The sequence below is a fragment of the Pseudomonas sp. RT4P38 genome (genome assembly GCF_054897765.1).
In genome coordinates this window covers 341,475-367,857 of record NZ_CM142703.1, presented here as the reverse complement: position 1 = coordinate 367,857, position 26,383 = coordinate 341,475, and the positions used below count along the sequence as shown (strand labels likewise).

Here is a 26,383-nt window from a genome sequence, read left to right as displayed (position 1 = left end):
GAGAGTTTCTCCGAAAAATCAGAAAGGCGCGTCGCCCTGGATGGTGGTGCGATACAGCTTGCGGCGCAGATAGCTCGGGCATCCGGCGGCGAGATGAATCAGCGAACGGTTGTCCCAGAACACCAGGTCGTGGGCGTGCCATTGATGGCGGTAGATGTTTTGCGGCAGCACACTGTGGGCGTAGAGCTCGTCGAGCAGTTGCTTGCTTTCGTCTTCCGGCAAACCAACGATGCGTGTGGTGAAACCCTCACTGATGAACAACGCTTTGCGACCGTTTTCCGGGTGGGTACGAACAACCGGGTGGACCACTTCAGCCACTTGAGAAAGCTGCTCGGGCGTCAGCGTCGGGCGCCAGTTGCCTTCGAATTTGGTCTCGCTATAGCGCGCCGTGTAAGAGTGCGCGGCCGAGCGGCCTTCGACGGCTTTGCGCAGCGCTTCGGGCAGGTTGTCCCAGGCTTTGTGCATGTCGGCGAAGAGCGTGTCGCCGCCTTCGGACGGCAGCTCTTGGGCGTGCAGCATCGAGCCCAGGCTCGGCAGCTCTTTATAGGAAAGGTCGGAATGCCAGAACTTGCCGGCGTCACCGAGGCCGATGGATTGGCTGTTTTCGATGATGTTGGAAACGATGAGAATTTCCGGATGCCCGGCCAGCAGGAATTGCTTGAGCACATGGATCTGCAACACGCCAAAACGACGGCTGAAGGCGATGTGCTGCTCGGGGGTAATGCGCTGGTCGCGGAACACCACGACGTGATGATCCAGGTGCGCGCGATGGATGCGGGCGAAGTCCTGATCATTGATCGGGCGGGACACGTCGAGGCCGATGATTTCGGCACCGACGGCGCCACTGAACGGGCGGATGTCAAAGGTTTGCGGCGCGATGTTCGCGGCACTTGGGGAAGCCGTTGCTGCAGACATAAATCACTCCCACGCACGGCACGCTCAAGGGCGCGCGCGTCGATCAAGAAACTCACGGAGGTCCCGTGTTGGTTCGTGTCGTGCGGCGCGCCGATTGGTCGGCAGGTACGCAGGAGAGTGACTTTATAGATATAAGAACTGAAATTTAAATACCGTTAGCGAATAACGATATGGCTTTTGAGGTGTGTTGCTTTTGCAGCCGCCATCGCGAGCAAGCTCGGCTCCTACAGGGTTTTGCGTCGGCCATTTCATTTAGTGAGCAAACCAAATTCTGTAGGAGCCGAGCTTACTCGCGATGAGGGCATCAGCCACCCATCATTCTTCGAGCCTTACTTACCCCAATCGATTACTTCGCTGTAAGGCGTTTGCAAATCCCGCTCCGGGATTTCCCAGATGATCAGCTTGGGCGGCGTCTGCTTGAACGCCGGGTTGTTGAAGTAGCCGTTGGCACCGCCGGAGAACTCACCTCCATCCTTGGCGAAATTGCCGATCGGCGCACCCAGCGCCTGTTGCAGGAACCCGGCGAAGTTGGAGTTGCGCGAGAACGAGGTGCCGATCAGCGCCACGTTCGGCAGGTTGTCATCGCCAAACAGGTCATCGAGGTTATCGCCGCCGTTTTGCGCTTCGGCCACTTTCTCGCTGATCTGGGTGGCCGCCACGGTTTCCGGGGCCGGTTGCAGCGTCACAGGCAGCCACTCAAGACCGGCGAGCCTGACCAGGTCGCCCGGACGGCGTGCCGGATCTTGCACTTTCGCCTCAAAGTCTCTGTGCGGCGTAGCGCTGATGCCCATGTTCTGCACCTGCGTGGCCACGGCTTTGGCAGCGGCGGCGGCGCCTGTTTCGCTCCAGTGGGTGTCGGTGCGTAGATACGCGTCGGCGCCCAACGGCTGCAGGTTCGGCGCCAGGTCCACGGCAGCGATACCGACCTTCTTCAGATCCTCGACCCACGTCACGGCGCGGTCCTGCAAAATCGTCGGGCGACGCAGGTCGCACAATTGCGCATTGGCGATGCGGCTCTTGTCCGGCACCACCGCCACCAGCAACTTGATGCCGCGTTTTGCCAGGCGTTGCTGAATATCGCGCACTACGCCGGCCTTGGTGTCGGCATTGCCCAGGGCGTGACGATTGATGCGCATCTCATCGGTCAGGAACAACCAGCCAGGACACCCCGAGCGCACACGCGGGCCGGTATCGTGCAGCACCAACCAGCTTGCGCCGCGCTCCAGATTTGCCGCCTGCTCAGGTACTGTCGCCTGTGACAGCTGCTTGGCAATCTTGTGAGTGATATCGCCCTCCAGTGCAGCCTGACGGGTAAGTTTTGGCGGCAGAAACTCGACTTTGCCGCTCGCCAGCAGCCAGACGCAGGAGGCGAAACCCAGCGCCAAAAAAGCCACGAACACCACGCCCGATAATTTGCTGATGCGGGCGGTATGTTCGCAGAGTTGAGGCGGTGCGGGAGCCAGAGAAGTCATGGGCGCGGTCATCAGAACTGAAAGTACAGAAAGGGTACGGCTTCACGGCTCGCGATCAACGCAAACGAAAGCAACCCCACCACCGGCCACAGGGCCGTCATCGGGACGAACAAGGCGTGGCGGGCGAACCGCTGCTCGAAACGGCTTTGCAGCAACGGCGCGAGGATGCACGCCACGCCCAGCAACGCTGCCAGGCCATGGACCGGACGTAACGTCACCGCCAGCGCATCGCCCAACGCAAAGTCATGCAGACCGAACTGCCCGGCATACATCGTCATCGCCGAGTGGAAATCCGGCGCGCGGAACAGAGTCCAGGCGAGGAATACAAACAACAACGTCAGTGTGTGCGAGAGCAACGGCGGAATACTTGGCAGACGAGAGCGGGACCAGAGGCGATCAACGCACAATGCGACCCCGTGTGCCGAACCCCACAACAGGTAATTCCAGCTGTCGCCGCCGTGCCACAAACCGGCAATGGCCATCGTCAGGAACAGGTTGCGGTAAGTCTTCCAGGTTCCATTGCGATTGCCACCCAACGCTATATAGAGGTAATCGCGCAACCAACTGGACAGCGACAAATGCCAGCGGCGCCAGAAGTCCTGAATGCTGCTGGCCAGGTACGGCCGGTTGAAGTTTTCCGGGAAGTGAAAGCCCAGCATCAGGCCCAGGCCGATGGCCATGGCGCTGTAGCCGGCGAAGTCGAAAAACAGTTGCAGCGAGTAGGCCAGGCAGCCAATCCAGGCGTCGACAAAGGAAGGGTTTTCCAGGTGGAACGCGACGTCAACCAGCGGCGACAGGGTATCGGCTATCAGCACTTTCATGCACATGCCGATCATGAACCGACGCGCACCCAGGGAAAAATTCTGCCAACTGAAATACCGCTGCGTCAGCTCCCGGCGCACCCAGTCATAACGAATGATCGGGCCGGCAATGGAGTGGCCAAACATCGAAAGGTACGTGGCGAAATTGATGAAGCTGCGCTCCACCGGCACGGTATGCCGATGCACATCCACCAGATAGGAAATCGCCTGCAGCACGATGAACGACAGCCCCGCCGGCAGCGCCACTCGCTGCCATTCCAGCGGCATCGCCCCGTAGTAAGTGATCAGCTCACTCCACGTCCCGGCCAGGATGTTGGCGTATTTGTACCAGCACAGCACAGCCGTGTTGAACACGATCAACACGATCAACAGTCGCACTCGCCCACGGGAGCCGCCCGGCGCGCGGTCCACCAGCAAGCCGCCGACCCACGCCACAATCGTCAGCACGATATGCAGCGTCAGGAACAACGGACTCAGCCATCCGTAGAACAGCCAGCTGCCGAGCAACAGAATGGCATTGCGCCAGGCCGGTCGGCCCAATGCGTAAACCAGCAAAAACGCTGGCAAAAACAATATCAGGAACTCTAATGAGGCGAAGACCATGGCGGCGGCAAGATCCGATCAGTGGGACAACGAGTCCGTGGCATTTAACAGACGCGGTCCCGATGCCGATGGCACCAGCATGACGCTGTAGCGCTCACCCGCTTTGAGTTCCCCCAGATCCAGCGGCGCACCGACGTTGGCGTTGGCGCACACCAGTTGCACCGACAGGCTCACCGGGTTGATCGACCGACGTTGCAAGCTGTCGACCGGCACGCCCTTGAACAAATCGGCGGTACGCCCGGCAGGACGCAGGCTCGCGTCGGCGCAAGAAGCGTCGACGTTGAAGAACGCCAGCGACGCTTTCAGGCCGTTGAAATCGTCCGGTTGCTCGCGCACGGCGACTTGCTTGATGCCCGTGCCGTCCGGCAACGCCACCACGGTCGCGAATTCACCGGGCTCGATTTTCAGGTCCATGGCCAGTTTTTGCGCACCGCTGACCAAGGTGCCCTTGACCGGATTGCTCGACTGCACAGGGAAAAATAATGACACCGGTTGCGCCGCTTCCAGACGCATCGGCGGTTGACCGGCCTGGGCGATCACGTCCAGCGGACCTGTCCCGGCATTGACGAAACGAATGAACGCCGCGTCTTCGCTTGGGCCCGTGGGGTACAGGGCAAATTCCGCAGCCAGTGCGTTGACGCTGGAAAACAGCGCCGCCACGGCGCATACGGCACAGAGGGCACGCATCACTGCTTGGCTCCCTTGTTGCTGACCTTATCGGACGGCAGTTTAGCCAGCGCACCGCCGATGGCGGTGGCCCAGGATTTATACCCCGCTACGGTGAAGTGCTGGCCGTCGGTGGTGACCCACTCGCCCGGTTTGGAGAAGGTCGTCGAATCGATGTAGGTGCAAGGCGCCACGTTGCTCGACAGGAATTCCGACATCAGCTTGGTGCGCGCATCATTCTTCCCATACATACCACCGGCCTTGCCCCAGGCCGGACCGACCCAGGCGCACTTGGCGCCGTTGGCGGTGATTTCCTTGGCCAGCGCGGTGACGTTCTGCCAGGCCCAGGTTTTCGGGAACGCCGTTTTGTCGTAGGAGGCCATGGTGTCGCCGATCACCAGCACGACGAGGTCCGGCTTGTCGGCGGCAATCAGGTCTTTGATCGGCGTGGTGGTCGCTTCGCGGCCCTTGATGACGATCTTGCCGTTGCCTATTTGCTCGGCACCGCAATCGACTTTCTTGGTGATCAGCCAGTCGCCGGCGCTGGCGCCGCACGCACCGATCGAATGCACGATCGCGCCTTGCTGGGTCAGGTTGGCTTGCAGCGGCTCCATCAAGTGGTCCGCCAGGCTCATGTGACTCTCTCCAAGGACCAGAAGGGTCATACCGGCGAGAACAGAAGAAGGCATCGAAGTCTCCAGGAATCAGTTGGAATAAGGGGAGCGGTAAGGGCTGACCGGCAATTCCATCGGGCCGTTCATGTCTTCGAACATGTAGCGCAAGTACATGGCCCCCGTAAATTGCTTGTAGTCCTGAGCATTGTCCAAGCCGAGATTGGCGCCAAGGAAAAAGCTCGAACCGAATTTGTATTCGCCGGCACCGCTCACGCTGTAACCCACGCCGGTTTTGTTCTGGCCCTTGTAACGCTGGTTGTTGGCAGCCTGCAGGTCTTTGTCGTTCGGGAAGAAATCCGCCTCATCCTGCTCGAAGTACTGAACACCTACCGAGCCCTTGACCTGATAGGAGAACCTTTCGGTGCGCTGCGCCCAGGTCACCGGCACGCCCAGGGCGAAGTAGCTTTGCGGGCTGAAGTAGCCGCCATGGCCGTAGGTAAAGAAGTCCTGGTTGTTCCCGAAGCTCAGGCCGGTGGCACTGAGGCCGAGGGTCAGCTTGCTGTCCTCGGCATTGCGCAGGTACCAGTACACACCGCCGCCCAGTTCGGCGCGGCTGTTGGATTCGACGTTGTGGCCCAGCAATTTGTGCCAGGAGCCGTAGCCGTAGGTACCGACTTCTTGATCGTCATAGCTCAGCTGCGCGCGGCCGCCGTTGGCGGTCACACCACCCCACGACTGGCCGGTACGCTGGTCGGTGGCGCCAGCGAACGAGGTCACGCTGTCGGTCAGCGGACGCCGCGAAACGTTAACGCCATAGCGCACGTTGGAGTTGTTGGCGAACGGCCGATCAACACTCACGCCGCCGGCTGCAGTGCTGTACTTGAAGCCAATCGGCGTCGTGCCGACGTCAGCCTTGATACCTTCGTCTGGGCGGGCGTAAGCCACGCTCAAACCTACGCCTTTGTCGCGTTGGGAACCGGTGCCCTCAGAGGATGTTCCACCACCGCCGAAGCGTGCGGCGGCATCGCTGCCGACACTGCCGGCATTCAGCGTCACCGGGGTCACGCGCACGACAAAGCGGTTTTCGCCAGACGGCAGGTTGATCTCCAGCGGCGTTTCGACGTCCGTCATCTTGCTCAGGCCCGATTCGCTGTCGTTGCTGCGAATCGTCACGCCCTGGGTCACGTAACCGCTGCGTTCCTGGAGAATGTTGTCCAGGGCGCGCTGGGCGGAACTGACTTGATCTACCGCGACGTTGACCGAGCCTTGTGGCGCGAACGGGTTACCCGCCGCATCGGCAAAACGCCCGGCTGGCAACGGCTGACGAGCAGCACCAGCGGCCACCATTCGTGGCTGCGCCTGACCCGGGTACGCGTCGGCCGGCAACGCTACGTTGCTCGCGACCATGACCGGCGCTGCTTCAAGTTGCGCCTGCGCCGGTGCGGGAATGCTATCCACTGGCACACGGCTCACCTGGTTGCGCTGGCCCGGCAAACCCACAAACGGGTTCGGTGCCACGTGCAGCCTGTTGGCCTGGACGCTCAGGCTACGTTTCTGTTCGCTCTGTTCCATGGCCACGGCTTTACGCAACAGCTCAGTGGCCTGGCTGGTCTTGCCCATGCTGCGGTAGATTCGCGCCGCTTCGGTCAGCGATTGCGGGTCGTAGGTTTCCAGCTTGAGGAATTGCTCCAACGCACGATCGGCATAGGCAATATCATGGGCTTGAGCCGCCGCATCAGCGGCATTCAGCAATATCTGCGGGTCGTTGGGCTGACGCTGCAACAACGGCTTGTACAGCTCAAATGCCTTGGCATTGTCGCCGTTGCTGACATACATCCGTGCCAGCGCCGAGACCACGCCAGCATCCCCCGGACGCGAAGCCAGCGCCGGTGCCAGGGTGTCGTAGGCCGCGGCCAAATCGCCGTTTTCGCGCAGGATATCGGCCTGACGAATGCGGTATTGATACAGCACGTCATCGTAGCGTTTGCGCGTGGCCACGCTCATCTGCTGATTCTGCAAACCACGCAGGATTGAGTTGACCTGCGCATCGTCGCCCGTCTTGAGCAGCAGACTGGCGTATTGCAGCATCAGGTCAGCGGACGGCGTCGGCGTCTGGGCAATCACGTCACGCATCATTGATTGCGCGTGTGCCGAATCACCGGCATCGACATAGGCCGATGCCAGCGTCGCCATGCGATCGGGACTGCGGCTGGCCATCGGCTGCAAGCGATCGAGCAGTGCCAGGGCTTCCTGGCGCTGGCCACGCTTGGCGATACTGGCAGCCAGTTTGATTTGTACAGTGAGCGTGATCTGGTCTGCCAGTTCGTTCATGTCCGCGGAGCGTCGGTCAGCCGGAATCCGGTTGATCGTCTCCTGCGCGGCGTTCCACTGCTCCATTTCAACCGAGAGCAACGCACTGGTGTAGAGCGCGTCTACGTTGTCGGGGTGGGCTTTGAGCATTGCATCAATCAAGTCCCTAGCCTTCTGCGATTCACCCGTCTTGAGGTACAGGCGCGCCAGGTCGAACCGCGTCCAGACGTTGTCCGGATCGCTTTTCACGGCCTCCACCAAGGCGCTTTGAGCGCCACGCACATCACCGCGTTGCTCGGCCAGCTTGGCCATTTGCGTTGAACGCAAAGCGCGCAATTGAGCGCTGCCGCCCAATTTGGTCTGGTCGGTTGCCGGCAGGGTACTGAGCAAGCGCATCGCTTCATCGACCTGGCCGGTTTGCGACAGTACGTTAACCAAGCCGGTGACGGCCTGCAGGTTGCCCTGTTTCACGGACAGAACCTGACGGTAGTTGGCTTGGGCGGCATCCAGTTGCCCGGACTGGGCCTGAATATCGGCCAAGGTCAGTCGCGCATCGACACCCGCCGGATTCAAGCGCATGGCCCGTGTGGCGGCGTCCAGCGCCTGAGCGGTCTGCCCGTTGGTTTGCAGATCACGAGCCTGTTGCAGCAGCGACCAGTAACGAACGCTGTCGAGGGCCGCTTTCCAGCGCACACCCCCTTTGCTGATCGCTCGGGTCAGCAGTTGCTCGGCCTCGCCAAACTTGTTCTGCTGCTGGCGAACCACGCCAAGGCCACCCAGTGCATCGGCATCGTCCGGCTTGGTTTTCAGGCGTGCCTCAAAGGCGCGTTCGGCCCCGGCCTGATCACCTTTTTGCAGGGCTTCAAGGCCACGGGCGACAAGCGGGTCCTGTTGCCAAGCCGGCGCACCGGCGGTTGCGGACTGGGCCTTGCCTTTACTCATCTGGTCCCGGATTTCCTGATCGTCGGGATGTACTTTGAGGAAGGCTTCGAACAACGGGAGCTGTGCGGCATTGGGCGGGCCGATCCAGGTCAGTGCCAGACGCCAGCTTTCGTCGGCATCGCCTGCGATATCCGTTCGGATGGACAGCTTCGCCAGCGCTTGAATACCTTCGGCGCGACTGTCCTCATGGCGCACCAGGTGCTTGGCCAGAAACAGTGCCACGATCGAATCGTTCGGCATCTCGCGCAACAGCCGCTCCAGCCCTTTACGCGCCTCAGGCCAACCGGCGTCATTAAAGGCCAGGTTGGTGTAGTACTCGCGTCCGATCTTGCCTTCGGGCGTGCGCCCGGCAAACAGTTGGCGGAACACCTCGGTGGCCTTGTCACGCTCGCCACCATCGGCCAGCAGCCGTGCTTCGTCCAGCAGCGCCTGGTTATCCGGCTGCACAAGCGCGATGTCCTGCTCCAACTGGCGGGCCAGCCAAGGCTGTGGCGACAGCGCCTGCAGACGCGCGAGGTACACCTGCGCCTGTGCCGGTTGTTTCTGTTTGAGGCTAACCAATCCCATGCCATACAGCGCTTCGACCTGGTTGGGGTCCAGACTCAGGGCTTTCTGCCACGCCTCGGCAGCACGCTGAGCATTGTCGCGGGCCTGCCAGTACCGACCTTGTTCGACCAATCGGGCCTGCACATCATCGCTCTGAGCGTGGACGGTGGAGACAATCAGCGCGGTCAGAATCCCTACAGCTAGTGTGTGGCGGCGCGGACGCATGACGTCTCCCAAGACAGTTTGAGTGTTCCGTCATCACGAAACTGATAGCGTTTTTGTGCCCAGCCCAACGCGAACAGGCTGAGCATGGCGTTGTAATACAACGGTTCGGCATGTTCACCGTCAGCCTTGGCAAGCGCGGTGTTCAATGCGTCTTCGACCCTACGCTGTTGTTGTTCGCCCAGCCAAGGCTGACCTTTAGCCTGGAAGTAAGGAATCAACGCGGCGGAATAACCGAACGGGCCTTGCCCCTCGACATCACCACTGAGGACTTTAACCTTTTCCGGCGGAATACCACTGGACGCCGTGCTGCTCGACATACCGTCGAGCCGCGCCAACAGGGGCCCGGCCAGCGGGTCGGATTTGGCTGTCATGCCGGCCCAGAGATAGACACGAATGGCGTCGTAACTGCCCAGCTCGCCCTTGATCGGGTCGATTACAAAAAGGCCAGACTGCGGCGCGGTACCGCGATAGCCAATCCAGTCCGCCACGAAGCCCTTGGGACTGGAGGCGCGAACCATCTTGACGGTGTTCTCGGCAATTTCTTTCCACGGCCCGGTCGGGACCTCTTTGGCAAGTCGACGCAACAGAGGCAAGGGCAAATAGCTGGGATTCAGGCGCCAGAGGTGGTCGGGCTGAACGAAGCCTTGCGGGCCGGGCAGGACCATTTTCCCCAACCCCGGAAGATTGACCACCAATTGCTGCTCAATGGTTTTGAGCAAGTGCAAGGCATCTTCCCGGTAGTCCGGGCGTTGCCACAGACGTGCGGCTTCGAGCAGCGCATAGGCGATCCACAAATCCGAGTCGGACGCCGAATTGGCATCCTGCAGTTGCCACGTCCCATCCTTGCCCTGCCCCCATAACCAGCCAGGCAGACGATGGGTGATATCGGCGCCGGCCATATTAGCGACGGTCCACTTCCACAGTGCGTCGAAACGTTCCCGATCATTGCCGATCACGGCGAACAGCATGCCGTAGGACTGACCTTCGGAAGTGCTGTGATTAGGCTCAAGGCTCGATTCCAGCACACGTCCGTCGGCTTGAACGAAACGCGCTGCATAGGTCTGCCAAAGAGGCCAGGCCGGGCTACCGCATGCCATCTCTGCAGCCGGCGTCGGCACCATGACCAGAGAGGCAACAGTGCCTGCCAGCCACAAGACCGCCTGGCGCACCCGACGTGCGCAAGAAACAAGGCAACGATTTATCGCAATGGCGTTCATGGCGGCTCAATTACCCAACCGTTGTTTAGCGCGCGCACGCAGTGCCAGGTACGCCAGACAGCTGAGCAACACGATGCTCAGACCGGTCAGCAGCAATGTCCAGCCAGCATGCCGTGACATCAGCCATTGCATGTACTTGATCGGGCCCAGCTGGCCAATGTAGTAGTTCTCGTCTGCAACCAGCGGTTCAATGGTTTTGCCGCGAATCACCACCAGGCTGCCTTGAATCGACTGGGTGTAATCCTCACCGCCAATCAACGCGCCTGTTGCTTCAGCCAGGCCTTCAGGACGACCGCTGGCGATGATCACCACGCTACGACCTCTCTTGAGTGGCGACTCGAAACCCGTGAGGAAGGTGCTGTGTTGCCCACCGGAAAAAGCCATGGCGATCCGCGTTTTGCGCATGTTCGCTTCAGCGTCCGGGCTGAACCAGTCACGCAGACGGAACGCCAGGTCGGACAGCTGGAAACTCTGCTGACCGTCCTTGTCAGTGGCCGGCAAACGATCGGCCCACTGGGTAAGAAGCGGCTGATTAGCCCCAGAGGCGAACACCAGCAAGTCCTTGTCGGCCACAGCGGCTACCTGATCTGCTTGCGTCACCACCACGCCCGTCGCCGGGTAACCGGTGGACTGGCCGAAACGGCCCAACACGGTCAGATAGGCACTCAGTTCGGCATTGCCGGCGTTGTCCGGCATGACCACCGCGGTTTGCGACAGGTCGGCCATACGGGTGAATGGGAAGCCCGCATCCTTGAACACGCCCAGATTCGGCATGGCCATGAAGTGATCGTAGCCGCTGAGGTCCAGGGTAGATTCCGGATCAATACTGCCGCGCATGTTGTCGATGATGATGTCGCCGCATTCGCCCTGTTTGATGTAGTCGAACATGTAGCGCAGTTGCAGACGCGACTGCAGGGCCACCGAGTTGAGTGGCAGGCGCACGCGGACTTCACGGGCCAGGGTGCCATCGGTGATTTTCAGGGCGCTGAGTACACCGCTGTCGAGTTTGTCTTCGGACGGCAGGTTCTGGGACTTGATCAGCGCATCGTTGAAGCTGACGATGAACGACGAGTTAGTCGACTTCTCCTGGGGGGTGTAGCGATATTTGAGGTCCAGCGGAGCACCTTCGTCGCGCCAGCTGAACAAATCTGGCGGAAAGTTCAGCGGGACGGTGATGTTGCCCGGGTTGTAGCCGGCGACGTTCAATTGCTTGGCGGTCATCAACTCACCGAGCTTGACCGGACGATCACTGGGTAACCAGTTCGGAGCGTCGTAGGGTTTTCGCGGCTGGAGCGCCTCCAGGCGATCGATCACCACGCTGCTGCCCGACAGGGTCTGCTTACCCAGGGTCAGAGCCGTCGCAGCCACTTTGAGTTCTGCCGCATCACGACCGGTGACGAACAACAGCTTGCCATTCGCATCGTTGGGGTTGGTCATGAGCGTCAACGTCGGTCCTTTCGGTGCCGGCAAGGTCAACGATCCCAATTGCAGCGCGTCCTTGCCACTCAACAGCACCACGGCGCTGCCAGTCGCGGGCAGTTGATTGAGCAACGAGGCGAACACCGCCCCCCGGTAGCTGGCCTGGGCGCCTAACCACGACGACAGGACACCGGCGGCTTCCAGAGTACCGTTGTCAGGTGTCCCGGCAAATATGAACGGCAGATTCAATGTCCGGGCATCTCGGTGATCGAACAACGGCAGCGGCAAAATCGACAAATCATTCGGCAGCGCCAGCGACGAGAGCTGGATGTAGAGTTGGCTGGTGTTGCTGATCTTGGCCCACAGGCTGGAATGCTGCGGGTCTTCGCAACCCATCGTGTAGTGACCAATAAATTGCAGGCTCAGGCGGTTGAACTCGGTGATCAAGTGGGCCGGAATCTCGACCACCTGCTTTTGCATCACCCCGGCGTTTTCCTTGGGCAAGGGCAGGCTGGCGGCCACCTCATCGTTGACCATGATGTTGATCTGCGAGAGGTCGGCCAGCAGCGCGGGCGAATACGTGTACTGAAGGGTCAAGCGAGCGCTGGTGACGATGGAATCGGCCCGCACATCGAAGGCGACGCTGTCAGTGGACTCGACCCCATGTAGGCTCATCGGGTAGTTACGGCCCAGCTGTTTCAGCGTCACGCTGTAGCTATTGGCCCCGTAAGCATTCGCCACAGGCGCCGTATCGGCCACGGCCATTGCACCGCCACCCAAGGCCATCAAAGAACACATCACCTGTATCAGGGCACGCAGATTACCAAGAGCGCAATACTTTGAATTCATCACTTGTCCGTAAGATTTTCAAGAGTGGGTGGGGCCGAGCGACGACTGTGGAACAACGTCTGCATTTCCATGACCGTGGCTTTGAAGAGTTCGTAGATGCCCCGCATGCCAATGGCACTGACGTCACGCAACGCCGCCAGCGGCGTATCGACCTGACCGCTGCCCCAGGTCGATGCCCAGGTGTCGGCGCGGGAGAAGGTCAGGCGTACCAGTTCGCTTTGCTGGCGCAGGGTCAGCTGATCGAACTGAGCCCCCAGAAGCCCATCGCGACTGAACACGATGACGGCCGGGAACACACTCAGTTGCTGATTGCGGAACAGTGAGATCTGCACGCGTTCGCCCCGGGGAATAATGACCCCTTCCGGCAAACGGAAGCCCAGGCCTTTTTGTGAGAAGTCCTGGGTCATTCCTTCAATGCTGGTGCCGTCGGCACGCGTCAGGCGCATCGGCAACTGGGCCGCGACACGAGGCTCGGAACGCACCTGGCGGGTTTCACTGGCCACCGCCACCGACGCACTGGTGATGATGATGTTGTAAACCGTCCATGCCAGGTTGATCAGGATCGTGGTGGTCGCGCCGTCTGCACCTTGTATCAGCCTCACAACACCGAAGATGAGCCCCGCCATGTTCAGGCTCAACAAGACGATGTAGGGACGAGCCAGTTTCCACTCGAAGTATTTCTTATCGATGATCCCGCCCTTGTCAGTAACGTTGAAGCCACCGAACTTGGGGTTGACCAGCGCCATCAGCACCGGGCCCATGATGTACCAGGCCAGCACCGTCTCGTAGACCTCGTTCCAGAACGAGTGGCGGAAACGCCCCTGAATACTGGAGTTAGTCAAACTCGCGTGGAGGATGTGCGGCAACACGTAGGCGGTGATCATCAACGCCGAGGCATGGAAGATTTGGGCATCAAAGAACAAGAAGGCCAGGGGCGCGGTGAGAAACGCCAGGCGCGGCAAACCGTAAAAAAAGTGAAGCATCGCGTTCAGGTAACACAACCGCTGACCCAGGTTCAGCCCTTTGCCGAAAAGCGGGTTATCGGTGCGAAAAATCTGCGCCATCCCACGAGCCCAGCGAATCCTCTGGCTGATGTGCCGTGACAGGCTTTCCGTCGCCAGACCGGCGGCCTGAGGAATAGCCAGATACGCCGTGTTGTAGCCCGCGCGGTTGAGTTTGAGTGCGGTGTGCGCATCTTCGGTCACTGTCTCGATGGCAACACCACCGATCTCCAGCAACGGTTCACGACGGATAACCGCACAGGAGCCGCAAAAGAAGGTCGCGTTCCACAAGTCATTGCCGTCCTGCACCAGCCCGTAAAACAACTCACCTTCGTTTGGCACGGAGCGGAAGGTATTGAGGTTTTTCTCGAATGGGTCGGGCGAGAAGAAAAAGTGTGGCGTTTGCAGCATTGCCAGCTTCGGGTCCTTGATGAACCAGCCGATACTCACCTGAAGGAAAGAACGCGTCGGTACGTGGTCGGCATCGAAAATGGCCACGTACTCGCCATTGGTAACCTTCAGCGCTTCATTCAGGTTGCCCGCTTTGGCATGACGGTTGTTGTCGCGAACGATGTAACCCACGCCGATCTGCTCACAGAACTCGCGAAAATCTTCGCGACGACCGTCATCCAACACGTGGACACGCAGTTTGTCCTGAGGCCAGTCGATGGCCTGGGCGGCGAAGATCGTGACCTTCACGATGTCGAGGGTTTCGTTGTACGACGGAATGAACACATCGACAGTTGGCCATTCGCTGGGAGGGCCACTCAGCAATACCGGCTTACGGCGCAGAGGCCACGCGGTTTGCAGGTAACCGAACACCAGCACAATCATCGCGTACAACTCGGCCATGACTAGGCCGTAGCCGAACAGCATGTCCACCCAACCTTCGAAACCAAGGGTCGAGGTCAGCCGCCAGTACAGGTAACGCAGTGACGCGGTGAGCGACAGACCGATGAGTATCAGCACCGTCAGGTGCCCTGGAATTTTGCGCAACACCATGGCCGCGATAAAGCAGCCAAGGGCAAAGATGCATTGCGAGTAAAGCTCGAATGGCACCGTGATGATGAACAGCGCCAGCAGGCCGCACAGCACGGTTATGCTGATGGTCAGCGCTCGACGTGCGGCAACCGGCCAGTGATCGAGCTGATCAGACAAGGTTTGCGCCCAGCGTTGGGAGCGGGTCAGCACGGTGCTGGCTTCGGCAGAAGTCGTGGTCACGAGGCGTAAAGTTCCGCAGTACGTGCGGATTCAACCCGGGCCTTGAGCTGCTCACTGAGCCTCAACAGGTCCTGGCATGCCGGGGATGAGCCTGGCGCCATGAGCGGATTGCGACCGTAAGCCAGCGCCTCACCGAGGGCATGATCCAGAGATATGACACCTAGCAGTTGCCCGCCCAGACGCCGTTTGAGTACTTCGTGCATGTCGCGGGAAAATTCACGGCAGGCATCGAATTGGTTGATGACATAGCTGCATACCGAGGACGGCGCACGCGTGTCAGGGGCTCCGAGCAATTTATCCATCTGATCAAGGGTCAAGAAGCTGGCCGCGTCGGCGGTGGTCACCACGACGATCTGATCGGCCACATCCAGGGCCTGCTCCAGGTAAACCGTGCGCCCCGGTGGCGTATCGAGAATGACCACGTCGTTTTCGTTCAGGGCCATGCGCGCCAGTTGCCGGGCCAGCCAGTGACGGTCGTTGACCAAATAATGCTCCAGGGTGTGGCGCTCCTGTTCAGTCAGCGCACCAAACGGCAGCAGCAGCGAGTCGGCGGAGCCGGGCAGCAACAGTTCGTTCCAGTTATTGCCGGTCAGGCTCGCGCTGCCCATGCCGGCCACATCGGGTTGAACACCCAGGTGGTACTGCAAGGCGTTTTGCGGGTCGAGGTCGATGGCCAGAGTCCGGCCGCCTGTCAGGTGCAAGGTGCTGGCCAGCGCGGCGGCGAGGGTCGTTTTACCAACGCCGCCCTTGCTCGACACCAACGCCACGACGCGGGCCTTGCACTTGGCTGACCGCCCATGAGGCAGCGCCTGACGCAGGGCTTCGTCGTTGAGCGCCAGGGCTTCTGCCTGACGGACCAACGCGACTTCAGCCAGCAAATGACGAAGTGGCGCAGGGACCGCAGCGGTATTGTCAGCCCGGACATCGGCGACAATCTCTAAAGGTTTGGCGGCGAACATCAGTTTTACCGACTCAATCACAGGCACAGCGTTCACAGGCTCAATCACCAGCGCTTCAATCACGGCATCCGCCACCGGCTCGGCGGCTGCCGGCACCAGTGCCAAAGGCTTTTCCTTGTAGTCGAAATGGCTATCAAACTCGAGATAACTGTCCGCACTTGCTCCGAACCTGTTGAACAGGTTCGATATATCGTCTGTACGATTCATAAAAGACTATCCGAGGCACTAGCTATAGGGAGAGCGTGTAGCTCGGTACAATCCGTCGAGACGAGCCATCAAAATGATATCGTCAAAATTTTGAATTGCGCAAGCGTAATATTTGATCGCGATTAAGAAAACATTTTTTATCGCCATATATTTGACGTACTGCTCTTTTTTTTATTTTGTCGCCCCGTTCTCGCAACGTCACCGATTACGCCCGAGGCGCCGCAATATGGGGCCTGGCAGGTGGCGCGGGATTATCCAGCAAGCGTTGAAAGGGCGCACATATTTTGCGCCGAATGGCAGCTGGCCGGATGGATGGCAACCTGCGAACAACGCGAAACAACGCGAAACAGCGCAGCAATAAGCGGACCATATGAACTATCAATATGTAAGCAATGCTTCATTACTTAAATATAAGTGTTTTAAATCAACATCTTAGTTTTATGTAAGTGACTTTCTGGCACGTTCTGACCGATGAGCGATCTACAGGTCCCGGGATTGTCGGCGGTGATAGATAAGACTCCCTCTACTGGCGCGACGTTGACTATGCTGCTGACAGAATAATGCGGGTTCATTCAGGAGGGATGCTCAATGTTCTACGTGCAACGCGATGCGCAAGGTCAGTTAGTGCGCGTGGAAGCTGCGGCCTACGCCGAGGCCACGGAAACGCTGCCGGCCGACCACCATGAAATCCAGGCCTGGTACGCCAACGAGGTAGTGGAAACCAGCCTCAAACAGCTCAAGCAGAGCGACCTGGAAATGATCCGGGTACTCGACGACTTGATCCAGGTGTTGACCAGCAAAGGCGTGATCCGCGTCACCGACCTGCCGGCCGCCGCCCAGGCCAAGCTGATGGACCGGTCACACGCCCGTGAAGCGTTGGGTGGGTTGAGCCAATTGATCGATGATGATGAGACGGGGTTGATCTAACTCCAGACGCTGGTCGTTCCCACGCAGCGTGGGAACGATCAATCTAAATGACTCACCCCCAAGGTTTCGGCTCACCAAACAACTGCCCCTGAACCCCATACAACCCCATCTCACGAATCACCATCAACTCCCCTTCCGTCTCAACCCGCTCGGCAATCAACGGCAGATCAATGCTGTGCGCCGCCCGCTGAATCGCCTCGATGAACAATCGCTTGTCACTCTCCTGATCAATCGCCCGGATATAACTGCCGTCGATCTTCAGGTACGCCAACCCAAGCCGCGCCAGGTTGCCGATCATGCTGAAGCGCCCGCCAAAGCGTTGCAGGCTCAGGGAGAACCCGAGTTCATGCAGACGTCGCGTCAGCTCTTCCAGCATGGCTTGATCCGGCAGCTGCTCCTCGCCGATTTCCAGGGTCAATCGCTCCCCGAGACTCGAGTGTTGACGCAGGATTTCAAAGACTTTATTCAACGCCTGCGGGTCGGCCAACGTCGCTGAAGACAGGTTCAGCGCCAGCGATTCTTCATGCTCGGCCATCTGTTCAAGCACCAGCTCCAACATCAGACGGTCCAACCGCGCGGTCCAGCCAAAGCGCTCGAGCCATGGCAGGAAGCGCCCGGCGGGAATGGTCTGGCCTTCGTCGTCGATCAGACGCGACAGCACCTTGTAATGCAGCACCAACTGCGTGTCCTGGGCGGCCACCACCGGCTGGAAATACAGCTCGAAACGCTGCTGGCTCAACGCCTGTTCCAGTAAGTTGTGCCAGGCATGATGGTCGTCGCCGACGTTGGCCGACGCGCTGTGATCCAGGCAGACCCAGCTCGAATCGCCCTGGCTTTCCGCCTGAGCCAACGCCTGATCGCCCAGCCCGAGCACCGCTTGCGGGGAGTCGCCATACACAAACGGCGCCAGCCCGATCGAGGCCACCGAGGCCACGTCGGTGGCGCCCGTCGCGTGCAGGCTCGCCAAGGCACTGTCGAGGTTCTGCGCCAGTTGCAGCGCTTCCTCGCGTACCAGCCCCGGCGCCAGCACGGCGAATTCACCGCCGCGAATCCGCGTCACGAGGTTCAGGGTTTCCGGGTATTTGGCACACTCTCGGGACAACTGCTCGCCAACCGCTTTCAACAACTGGTCAGTGCGTTGACCGCCCAACCGCTGGTTCAACCCGGCCAGGTCCCTGACCCGCAATAGCAGCAGATAACCGGAACTCGCCTGCTCCGGATTGCTCACTCGGGCGTTCAATTGCATTTCAAAATAACGACGGTTGGCCAGCCCCGTCAGGTTGTCCTGATAGGACTCGGCCCGCAGCTTTTCACTGCGTTCGGCCTGTTCCTGAAACAGCGCTTTAAGCTTCTCGACCATCTGGTTCATGGCCTGCACGACACGCCGCAGTTCCGGCGTGCGCGGCAGTTGCGGCAGGCTGAGGAACTCGCGGCGAGCGATGGCGTGGGATTGCTTGACCATGTAATCCAGCGGCTTCAGTTGCCGGCGCAACAACAGCGCACCCAGCACCGCACTCACCGCACCGCAGATCAGCAACCAACCAAGACTGCCCAGCGCGCTCTGCCAGAGTTTTGCCAACGCGAACATCGGATGGCTGACCACCTCGACCCGCGCCGCCTGCTCCCAGCCACGGCTGACGAGCGCATCACCACCGGCCGCTTCCAGCCCGATCATTTTGACAAACCAGTCCGGCACGTTGTTCACCGCTGGAATGGCGCTGCGCTCGACGATGGTCTGATCGGTCTTGAGATCGACCACGCGGATGCTCGCGTAATAACCGCTGTCGAAGATTGAACTGACCAGCAACTCGACCATTGCCGGGTCGTCGATGTTCGGCGTCAGGGACAGCGCCAATGCGGTCGCGGCATCCTGGGCGTGGGAGCGCAACTGGTTGACGTACTGGGTGCGCGAACTTTCCAGGCTGACCACGAAGCTACCGGTGAAGGCGATCACCAGGAACAGACAGATAGCGATCAACAGCTGTTTGAACAAAGACATCTGAGCGCGTGCTCCTAGTTAGTCGTCTCGACCGGGAAACCTTCGGCCTGCATTTTTTTCAGCACATCCTGCCAACGAGACAGGCGTTTGGTGTCACCGACTTTCTTGTTGCCCTTGGCGCCCGGCAACCACAACCCTTCGGCATTAAAAGAGTAGACCGGCAGCAAATCGGTTCGTTGGCTGGCCGGTTTGATCGCGTCGATCAAGCTGTCGAGTACCAGCGGCATGGCCTCGGCGCTTGAGTAGTAGGTCAACACCATGTGCGCCCGATTCAGGCGCAACGCCTTGACGTACGTGATGCGCAGCTTGTCACTGGAAACGCCGAGATGGCGCAGGCTGAAATACTTGGCGATCGCGTAATCTTCACAATCGCCGGCGCCCTTCCACAGGGCCTCGATGGGCGTTTCCCAATAATCGACCTCGTGCCACAGGTCGATGTCTTCCTCATAGCGCATCTGCTTGTTGAAGAATTGGTTGACCACTTTAAGCTGTTCGAGCTCGTTGACCTGCTTTTGCGTAGACAATAAGTGCTGCCAGGCATCAATCCGTTGCTGCCCTTCGCCCAACGGCCCGTACAATGCCTGCGCGCGACGGCTGATCAGCGAAAAATCCCAATCGGCATGCAGCCCGCCCAGCATAACGCCGGCCAGCAGCAACGCGCAGCACAGCCAGCGCAAAGTCCGAGGGATCGCGAAACATACCGCCAATGCGAGGCATCCAGGTCAGGCAGGTGGGAAAGCGTTTGATGGTGCAGGTTAGCCCGGTAAAAGACAATGGCACGGTGAGATCACTGGTGGCGCGCTAGACTTTGTATGGCAGGTGTCATTAAAAACACCGTGGCCACGTCAGGCTGCGACCTTGTGTACGTTTGACAACCTGTCAGGCAGTCACTAGTGTCCTCTTGGATCCAAATTTTTTCAGTCAAACAGGGTGCGTAGTTGTGACACAGAAGCCCAATCCTCTGAACAGCATCAAGGTCAACGGGCCGATACCGGCTCATCTGGCACGCTCGGTGATCGAAGAAACCCTGCGTTCGGCCATTCTCGACGGTCGCATTCCCTGCGGCACCGCTCTGCGTCAGCAAGATTTGGCCGATCTTTTCGGTGTCAGCCGCATGCCGGTGCGCGAAGCCTTGCGCCAGCTCGAAGCTCAGGCGCTGCTCAACGTCATCGCCCATAAAGGTGCAGTGGTCGCACCGCTGGTTCAGGGCGATGCCGTGGAAACCTATGCACTGCGGATCCTGCTGGAATCCGAAGCGCTGCGCCTGTCGATCCCGTTAATGGTCAATGAGGATCTCGAACAGGCTGCCCGCTACATCGACGAACTGGAAACGGAAAACAACTACACCGAAATCGGCCGGCTCAATCGGCTTTTCCACATGGCGCTGTACTGCAAGGCGCCGAACCAACGGCTATTGAGGCTGGTGGAAGACGGACTGAACGAAGAGGAGCGTTTCCTGCGCTTCAACCTGGAAGCCATGGGCCTGGGCAAACTGTCCCAGGAAGATCACCGGGCGCTGTTGCTGGCCGTCGAAGACCGGGACGTCGAGCACGCGGTGAAGTTGCTCGAACAACACCTCAACCGGGGCGTCGAGGTCATCACACGCTACCTCAACAGCCCCGAAGCGCTGAACAAGAAAATCTCCAAGTAAACCGCGCCGGCAAGCCTGAGCGAGCAGATCGAACTGCTCGTTCTCGCTTGCCGCGCTGCGCTACGCCCCTCTCCAAAGCTCTGCCCTCGATTTACCCCTCTCAAAACCAACAATGACTCCGAGTCGATGACGCGCCGGTGATAGCGGCTGTCGTGATTTACGCTCACTCTTGGGCTGCCAACAAATAATGAACGGGCGACGCACCGCACGAGCGGAGCAGTCCCCGCACCAAGAACCTACGGAAGGAGTCTTGCCACGGGAAAGGAAGAACCGGCGTTGATCCCAGTCAACTTCCGTCCCCTCTAACCACTTCAACGACTCAGTTAGAAAGTTGCTTCGAGTGAGGCATTCACTCTTCATTCTAATTCTGACTTATATAAGCCGGAAGGAGTAACTACATCCAAATGAAACTCAAATGAAAAGTTTTATTGGAACGTGTCGCGCGCGAAAAAGTTAAACTTTTAAATAATATAAAAATAACTTGCCCGACACTTTATTCATGTATTAGTTTTTCTCCGCCGCCTTCAATACTGGCGCCAGGCCGTCACTTAACGACGTATTGCAACTTACCCACATCAATTCGCTTGAGGCATCCGCTCGCCCGCAGAAAGCTTTAACTAACGATCGCTTATTCATTAAAACGCAACGGCATATCCAATTCACTTATAGGCTCGCCCATGAAACCGACTAAAGACCGTCTCAACCAGAAGAAAGCAGAACTTAGCGCTCATCCGATCTTTTCTGAAATCAACTCACTGTCGGTATTGCAACGTTTCATGGAAACCCATGTCTTTGCGGTATGGGATTTCATGTCACTGACCAAACGCCTGCAACAGGAACTGACCTGCGTCCAGCTGCCCTGGCTGCCGCCGCGAGATCCGCAGGCAGCGCGTTTGATCAACGAGATCGTGCTGGGTGAAGAGTCCGATGATCGTCCGGCTCACGGTCACTACAGCCATTTCGAGTTGTACCTGGATGCCATGCGCGAAGTTGGCGCCAGCACGGTGGTGGTCGAACGCTTCGTCGCGCTGCAAAAAGAAGGCGTGAGTTACGACGTGGCACTGCAAAGCGTGGACGTCGATCCGGCGGCAGCGCAATTCGTGCGCAACACGTTGCACACCGCCCTGCATGCGCCGGGGCACAGCGTTGCGGCGGCATTTCTGCATGGTCGCGAGAGCGTCATCCCGCAGATGTTCCAGCGAATTCTTGATGACTGGGGCATCGGCATCGAACAGGCGCCGACCTTCCGTTACTACCTCGAACGGCACATCGAAGTCGATTCCGAAGACCACGGCCCCGCCGCTGAAAAACTCCTCGCCCGGCTGGTCGATGGCGATCCGCAACGCGAGGAAGACGTCTACGCCAGCGCCATCGCCGCCGTGGAAAGCCGCATCGCCTTGTGGGACGGCCTGCGTCTGAGCATGAGCGAACCTGTTGCCGAGGTGAGCGCATGAACGCCGCCGATTACCAATCCTTCGCCGATGCCTGGGAAAGCCGCGCGACCATCCGTACCCGCCCCCGGCGCGTGCTGGAGAACGACGACAAGCTGATCTACCCGTTGAGCCGCCAACCGTTGGTGCTGAGCGAAACCTTCCTGCGTGAATGCCCGGAGCAGCGCGACTTTGCACTGGTGCAGACGCTCTACAAATTCATCAACGACGTGGTGATTTTCGAAACCGAAATCGTCGACAAGACTGCCCGCAGCATCGCCAAGAATCGCTTCGCCGTGGCCTTCCCGTTCGCCTGCCGCTACGACGCCATGACCGTGGTGGTGGACGAGGATTACCACGCGCTGGTGGCGATGGATTTCATGCAACAGACCGTCGCCATGACCGGCATCACGCCCATCGACCTGCCGGATGAAATCGAACTCAGCCGAGCCATTCCAGCGGCCGTGGCGCTTGCCCCGGAACACCTGCGCAGCGCCGTGGAATTAATCTGCGTGGCCATCGCCGAGAACACCGTGACCGGCGATGTCGCGGCGTTCGCCAAGGACGACACGGTCAAGCAGTCGATCAAGGGCCTGATGGCCGACCACTTGCTCGACGAAGGTCGCCACTCCGGGTTCTGGGCGCGGCTGGTGCGCATCTACTGGCACACGGCGAGCGAAGACGACCGCCGATGCATCGCGCACATCCTGCCGATATTCATCGGCCATTACCTGACCAACGACATCCAGAAGTCGTTCGACTTCCGCCTGATCGAATCCTTACAGATCAGCGATGGCGCACACCACGCACTGAAGAGCGAAGTGTCGGGGCTGGCCTTCCCGATCAATCGCCATCACCCGCTGGTCGCCAACATCGTGCGGTTTTTCCGCAGCAGTTCGCTGCTCGATTCGCCGTGCGTGCAAGACGCCCTCAGCGATTACCTGGTTTAACGAGGAGCACATCATGAGACGTCTCGACATTCTGCTCATTGGACAAAGCCAGGCCCTGACCGATCTGGCGCTGGAACTTGAACAACACGGTCATTCGCTGGTGCGCCTGACAGCCGTCGACGAGCAGCCGTTGGGTAACGCTGATTTGCTGATCGACGACGCCAGCCTGCCTGTTCATGACGTCGGCGATGCGCCGCGACTGACGCTGCAACTGGGTATCGGTGAGCCTGGAGTTTCTGGCCTGCCGCCGCTGGACTTGCTGTGCACGTACGGTTCGACGCTGTTCACTCGCGTGTCGATCACTGACGAACCGTCGGGTAACGGCCAGGTATTGCGCCTGCGGGCAGTGGAGGAACTGGTCAATCACGTGGCGCTGCTGATCAGCCGTTACTCTCGCGATGCCGACTATTTTCTGCTGGCCGACTCTGCGGCTCCCCCTCACTTCGGGCTCGTGGAAAACCTGCTCTATTTGGAGAGCCTCGCGTTTTTCCATCGGCTCAACATCACGGCTGCACCCGCGCTGCTGGAACTCAGCCAAATTTCGCTGATTGAGCGCCTTGAGCAGCGCTTCATCCAGTGTGCCGAACGACCCGCGTTGAACGTTGCCGGCACGTCCCTGAGCTATCGGCAATTGCACACCCACAGCCGCGCGATCCAGCAGCGATTGCTGCCGTTGCTCGCTCGGCATCAAGGGCCGTTGGTGGTCGGGATCTGCCTGCCGAAATGCAGCGCGTTGTATGCCGGGATTCTCGCGATTCTCGGCAGCGGCGCGGTGTATTTGCCGCTGGAGCCGAGCCATCCCCTGCAACGCCAGCAGTACATCCTGGAAAACGCCGGGGCCGTGTTGCTGCTGCATGACGGTGAGCATCCGCTCGCGGCGCAAATGCCGGGACTCGACATCAGCCGCATCGACATCGATGACCTGGATCTCGATCAACCCTTGATGCGTCAACGACCCGATCCAGGCGCGCCGTGCATGGCGCTCTACACCTCGGGCACCACCGGACATCCAAAAGGCGTGTTGCTCAGCCAGGCCAACCTCGCCCATTTCACCGCGTGGTACGCCGACTACGTGCAGCTGACCGAGCAGAGTCGGGTGCTGCAATTTTCGTCATTGAGTTTCGACTCGTCGCTGATCGATATTTTCCCGACCCTGCTCCAGGGCGCCGAACTGATCGTGCCCGGCGACGATCAACGTCGCGATCCGTTGCAACTGGTCGAACTGATCCGCCATCAGCATCTGAGCCACGCCTTTTTGCCGCCGGCGTTGTTGAGCATCCTGCCGCTGGATCAATTGCAATGCCTCGATCACGTGATGACTGGCGGCGATGTCTGCGAACCCTATGTCATCGAGCAACTCACCCGTCAGGGCAACCTTTACAACCTCTACGGCCCTACCGAAGCGACGGTGTTGATTACCGCGCGGCAACTGCGCCACGGCGACAACAACCGCACCCTCGGCGCGCCAATCGCGAACAGTCAGGTACTGATTCTCGATGAGGATTTTCAACCGGTGGCCGAGCAGACCATCGGTGAGTTGTACATCGTCGGGCCGGGCGTGTGCCTGGGTTACCTGAACAACTCGCAGCAGACCGCCGAACGCTATCTGAACCTGAGTCTGCCGAATGGCCGGAGCCTGCGCGCCTACCGCACCGGCGACATGGTGAAGTGGACTCGCGACGGCATTGAGCTGTGCGGACGGCGCGACAACCAGGTGAAGATTCGCGGCTTTCGCGTCGAGCCGGAAGAGATCGAACGCTGCCTGCGCGACAGTCAGTTGTACCGCCAGGTAGCGGTGGTCATCGACAGCCAGCGCCGGATTCTGGCCTTCCTCGCGCAGCCTCAGGAGGATCAACCCGGCACCGCTCGCGATGCGTTGAAAGCCCACTCGATGCAGTTTCTGCCGGATTACATGCAGCCCACCGCCTGGACCGAACTGCCGAGCATGCCGTTCGCCAGCAACGGCAAAGTCGACCGCAAGGCGCTGCTGGCGATGCCCGTGAATGTCTCCGAAAACACTTTGCGGCGCTTGCCCGCCAGTGCCGATGAGGCCCTGTTGTTGGAGATCTGGGCCGAGCTGCTGGAGCTGCCGGCCAGCGATATTTCTACCGACGAAAGTTTCTTCAACCTGGGCGGCCACTCGATCCTGCTATCGCGCATGCTTTTGCGCTTGCGGGAAGAGTTCGGTCGCAGTATCTCGATCAACCGCTTCATCGAATTGCCGACCATCGCGAAGTTGGCGACCTTGGTGCGCGGCTCCGGCACCGAAGAAGTATTGAGCGAAAAAGCCTTGGCCGATGCCTTCCGTGAACTGGATATCCAGCCGTTGCCAGTCAACCGTATGGGCGACGTGCACAAGGTGATCGTTACCGGCGCCAACAGCTTTGTCGGCGTGCACATCGTCGAAGCGTTGCTCGCCTGGGGCGCCAGCGAAGTCGCCTGCCTGGTGCGCGACGGTGGTGGGCAATCGGCGGCCGAGCGGTTTGCCCATGCGCTGCGAGAAAACCGTCTGGAGCATCTGGACCTGAGTCGGGTGCGGGTTTATGCGGCGGACATTACGCGTCCGTCATTGGGGCTCGAAGCGGATGTTTACGAGCGACTGGATCGGCAGTTCGGCGCGTTGGTGCACAACGCCGCCAACGTCAATCACGTACTCGATTACGAGTCGCTGGCGCGGGACAACGTCGAGCCGATTTTCGAGTGCCTTCGGTTGTGTGAAGGGCGCAGCAAAAAGCTCTTCAACTTCGTCTCGACGCTCTCGGCCTCCAGCACGATTGCCGCCGATGGCAGGGTGCTGGAATTGCCTGCCGCGCAGACGCCACCGATCTACATCAAGAACGGCTACAACCTGTCCAAATGGGTCGGTGAGCGGATCCTCGAACGGGCTCGCGAGCGTGGCGTACGGGTCAATCTTTATCGCCCCGGGAACATCAGTTTCAACAGCCTCACGGGTGTCTGCCAGCCTCACAAGAATCGCTTGATGCTGATGCTCAAAGGCTCGATCCAGCTCGGCCAGGTACCGGAGTTCGCGCTGAATTTCGACCTGATGCCGGTGGACTTTCTGGCTCGGTTCATCGCCTTTCATGCCAGCCGCTATCAACCTGAAAAAGCCGTGTTCAACCTGCACAACCCCGAGCCTCTGAGCTGGGACAACTACGTCGCGTCATTCCGTGAGGCGGGTCGGGAGTTTTCCATGGTCAGCGTCGCCGACTGGCAGCAACAACTGGGTCGGGTCGACAGCGACAACGCGTTGTTCGGCGTGCTCGGTTTCTACCTCAACGGCTTCGAGGAAGACATCGGCGACATCTCAATGATCGGCCACGCCAACGCCCAGGCGGGCGTGCGGCAGATGGGCGCGCATTACCCGGAAAAATCCCCGGCGCTGCTGCGTCGCGGCTGCGACTACCTGAAAGAAATCAACTTCATCTGAATCACTCAA

At 59.7% G+C, this 26,383-nt stretch carries 17 protein-coding genes; 5 read left to right on the top strand and 12 right to left on the bottom strand.

The genetic code is table 11. From position 1 onward, the window contains the following. Window positions 1-18: 18 nt before the first annotated feature. The 10 genes from ACYZT7_RS01675 to bcsQ form a co-directional block, all read right to left on the bottom strand. Window positions 19-915, bottom strand: a complete 897-nt coding sequence (locus tag ACYZT7_RS01675; protein WP_462039693.1) for a TauD/TfdA dioxygenase family protein — start codon at window positions 913-915, stop codon at window positions 19-21. Between the two features lie 329 nt (window positions 916-1,244). Beyond that, window positions 1,245-2,387: an alginate O-acetyltransferase AlgX-related protein gene (locus tag ACYZT7_RS01670; protein ID WP_462039692.1), complete on the bottom strand. Its 1,143-nt coding sequence runs from the start codon at window positions 2,385-2,387 to the stop codon at window positions 1,245-1,247. A gap of 11 nt (window positions 2,388-2,398) precedes the next feature. Further along, window positions 2,399-3,811, bottom strand: a complete 1,413-nt coding sequence (locus tag ACYZT7_RS01665; RefSeq protein WP_462039691.1) for an MBOAT family O-acyltransferase — start codon at window positions 3,809-3,811, stop codon at window positions 2,399-2,401. 18 nt (window positions 3,812-3,829) lie between these two features. Further along, window positions 3,830-4,498 carry an alginate O-acetyltransferase AlgF gene (locus ACYZT7_RS01660; protein ID WP_462039690.1) on the bottom strand — a complete coding sequence of 223 codons (669 nt, stop codon included), beginning with the start codon at window positions 4,496-4,498 and terminating at the stop codon, window positions 3,830-3,832. Continuing rightward, on the bottom strand, window positions 4,498-5,166 hold the full coding sequence (locus ACYZT7_RS01655; RefSeq protein WP_462039689.1) for an SGNH/GDSL hydrolase family protein: 669 nt from the start codon (window positions 5,164-5,166) through the stop codon (window positions 4,498-4,500). Before ACYZT7_RS01655 ends, ACYZT7_RS01660 begins: the two co-directional genes overlap by 1 nt. Window positions 5,167-5,181: 15 nt before the next feature. Then, window positions 5,182-9,114, bottom strand: coding sequence for a cellulose biosynthesis protein BcsC (locus tag ACYZT7_RS01650; RefSeq protein WP_462039688.1), 3,933 nt, complete (start codon window positions 9,112-9,114; stop codon window positions 5,182-5,184). Further along, on the bottom strand, window positions 9,090-10,331 hold the full coding sequence (gene bcsZ, locus ACYZT7_RS01645; protein WP_462039687.1) for a cellulose synthase complex periplasmic endoglucanase BcsZ: 1,242 nt from the start codon (window positions 10,329-10,331) through the stop codon (window positions 9,090-9,092). The genes ACYZT7_RS01650 and bcsZ overlap by 25 nt, the downstream gene beginning before the upstream one ends. A 6-nt stretch (window positions 10,332-10,337) precedes the next feature. Beyond that, window positions 10,338-12,599: a cellulose biosynthesis cyclic di-GMP-binding regulatory protein BcsB gene (bcsB, locus tag ACYZT7_RS01640; RefSeq protein WP_462039686.1), complete on the bottom strand. Its 2,262-nt coding sequence runs from the start codon at window positions 12,597-12,599 to the stop codon at window positions 10,338-10,340. Continuing rightward, complete coding sequence (gene bcsA / locus ACYZT7_RS01635; protein WP_462039685.1) at window positions 12,599-14,821, bottom strand: UDP-forming cellulose synthase catalytic subunit; 2,223 nt, start codon at window positions 14,819-14,821, stop codon at window positions 12,599-12,601. Before bcsA ends, bcsB begins: the two co-directional genes overlap by 1 nt. Continuing rightward, a complete protein-coding gene (bcsQ, locus tag ACYZT7_RS01630) occupies window positions 14,818-15,987 on the bottom strand; it encodes a cellulose biosynthesis protein BcsQ (RefSeq protein ID WP_462039684.1) in 1,170 nt (389 codons plus the stop codon). The genes bcsA and bcsQ overlap by 4 nt, the downstream gene beginning before the upstream one ends. Before the next feature lie 588 nt (window positions 15,988-16,575). On the opposite strand from bcsQ, the gene ACYZT7_RS01625 reads away from it, so the two are divergent. After that, window positions 16,576-16,914 carry a tryptophan synthase subunit beta gene (locus tag ACYZT7_RS01625; protein ID WP_129439553.1) on the top strand — a complete coding sequence of 113 codons (339 nt, stop codon included), beginning with the start codon at window positions 16,576-16,578 and terminating at the stop codon, window positions 16,912-16,914. Between the two features lie 52 nt (window positions 16,915-16,966). Here ACYZT7_RS01625 and lapD read toward each other — a convergent pair whose 3' ends face one another. After that, a complete protein-coding gene (gene lapD, locus ACYZT7_RS01620; RefSeq protein ID WP_462039683.1) occupies window positions 16,967-18,913 on the bottom strand; it encodes a cyclic di-GMP receptor LapD in 1,947 nt (648 codons plus the stop codon). 14 nt (window positions 18,914-18,927) lie between these two features. Next, window positions 18,928-19,620 carry a cysteine protease LapG gene (gene lapG / locus ACYZT7_RS01615; RefSeq protein ID WP_462039682.1) on the bottom strand — a complete coding sequence of 231 codons (693 nt, stop codon included), beginning with the start codon at window positions 19,618-19,620 and terminating at the stop codon, window positions 18,928-18,930. Window positions 19,621-19,853: 233 nt separating this feature from the next. On the opposite strand from lapG, the gene ACYZT7_RS01610 reads away from it, so the two are divergent. From ACYZT7_RS01610 to ACYZT7_RS01595, 4 genes are all read left to right on the top strand, one after another. Beyond that, window positions 19,854-20,564, top strand: a complete 711-nt coding sequence (locus ACYZT7_RS01610; RefSeq protein WP_462039681.1) for a GntR family transcriptional regulator — start codon at window positions 19,854-19,856, stop codon at window positions 20,562-20,564. A 677-nt stretch (window positions 20,565-21,241) separates the two neighbouring features. Continuing rightward, the gene (locus ACYZT7_RS01605; RefSeq protein ID WP_462039680.1) at window positions 21,242-22,018 is read left to right on the top strand and encodes a DUF3050 domain-containing protein; all 777 of its coding nucleotides are present in this window, start codon (window positions 21,242-21,244) and stop codon (window positions 22,016-22,018) included. After that, window positions 22,015-22,944: a diiron oxygenase gene (locus ACYZT7_RS01600; RefSeq protein WP_462039679.1), complete on the top strand. Its 930-nt coding sequence runs from the start codon at window positions 22,015-22,017 to the stop codon at window positions 22,942-22,944. The genes ACYZT7_RS01605 and ACYZT7_RS01600 overlap by 4 nt, the downstream gene beginning before the upstream one ends. Before the next feature lie 13 nt (window positions 22,945-22,957). Continuing rightward, window positions 22,958-26,374: an amino acid adenylation domain-containing protein gene (locus ACYZT7_RS01595; RefSeq protein ID WP_462039678.1), complete on the top strand. Its 3,417-nt coding sequence runs from the start codon at window positions 22,958-22,960 to the stop codon at window positions 26,372-26,374. The last annotated feature ends 9 nt before the right edge of the window (window positions 26,375-26,383 follow it).

Coding starts and splice junctions, on each gene's coding strand:
- bcsZ (WP_462039687.1), bottom strand. CDS start 10,331: ATGAACGCCATTGCGATAAATCGTTGCCTTGTTTCTTGCGCACGTCGG.
- ACYZT7_RS01665 (WP_462039691.1), bottom strand. CDS start 3,811: ATGGTCTTCGCCTCATTAGAGTTCCTGATATTGTTTTTGCCAGCGTTT.
- ACYZT7_RS01650 (WP_462039688.1), bottom strand. CDS start 9,114: ATGCGTCCGCGCCGCCACACACTAGCTGTAGGGATTCTGACCGCGCTG.
- ACYZT7_RS01600 (WP_462039679.1), top strand. CDS start 22,015: ATGAACGCCGCCGATTACCAATCCTTCGCCGATGCCTGGGAAAGCCGC.
- bcsB (WP_462039686.1), bottom strand. CDS start 12,599: ATGAATTCAAAGTATTGCGCTCTTGGTAATCTGCGTGCCCTGATACAG.
- ACYZT7_RS01655 (WP_462039689.1), bottom strand. CDS start 5,166: ATGCCTTCTTCTGTTCTCGCCGGTATGACCCTTCTGGTCCTTGGAGAG.
- lapD (WP_462039683.1), bottom strand. CDS start 18,913: ATGTCTTTGTTCAAACAGCTGTTGATCGCTATCTGTCTGTTCCTGGTG.
- ACYZT7_RS01625 (WP_129439553.1), top strand. CDS start 16,576: ATGTTCTACGTGCAACGCGATGCGCAAGGTCAGTTAGTGCGCGTGGAA.
- ACYZT7_RS01670 (WP_462039692.1), bottom strand. CDS start 2,387: ATGACTTCTCTGGCTCCCGCACCGCCTCAACTCTGCGAACATACCGCC.
- bcsQ (WP_462039684.1), bottom strand. CDS start 15,987: ATGAATCGTACAGACGATATATCGAACCTGTTCAACAGGTTCGGAGCA.
- ACYZT7_RS01660 (WP_462039690.1), bottom strand. CDS start 4,498: ATGCGTGCCCTCTGTGCCGTATGCGCCGTGGCGGCGCTGTTTTCCAGC.
- ACYZT7_RS01595 (WP_462039678.1), top strand. CDS start 22,958: ATGAGACGTCTCGACATTCTGCTCATTGGACAAAGCCAGGCCCTGACC.
- ACYZT7_RS01675 (WP_462039693.1), bottom strand. CDS start 915: ATGTCTGCAGCAACGGCTTCCCCAAGTGCCGCGAACATCGCGCCGCAA.
- ACYZT7_RS01605 (WP_462039680.1), top strand. CDS start 21,242: ATGAAACCGACTAAAGACCGTCTCAACCAGAAGAAAGCAGAACTTAGC.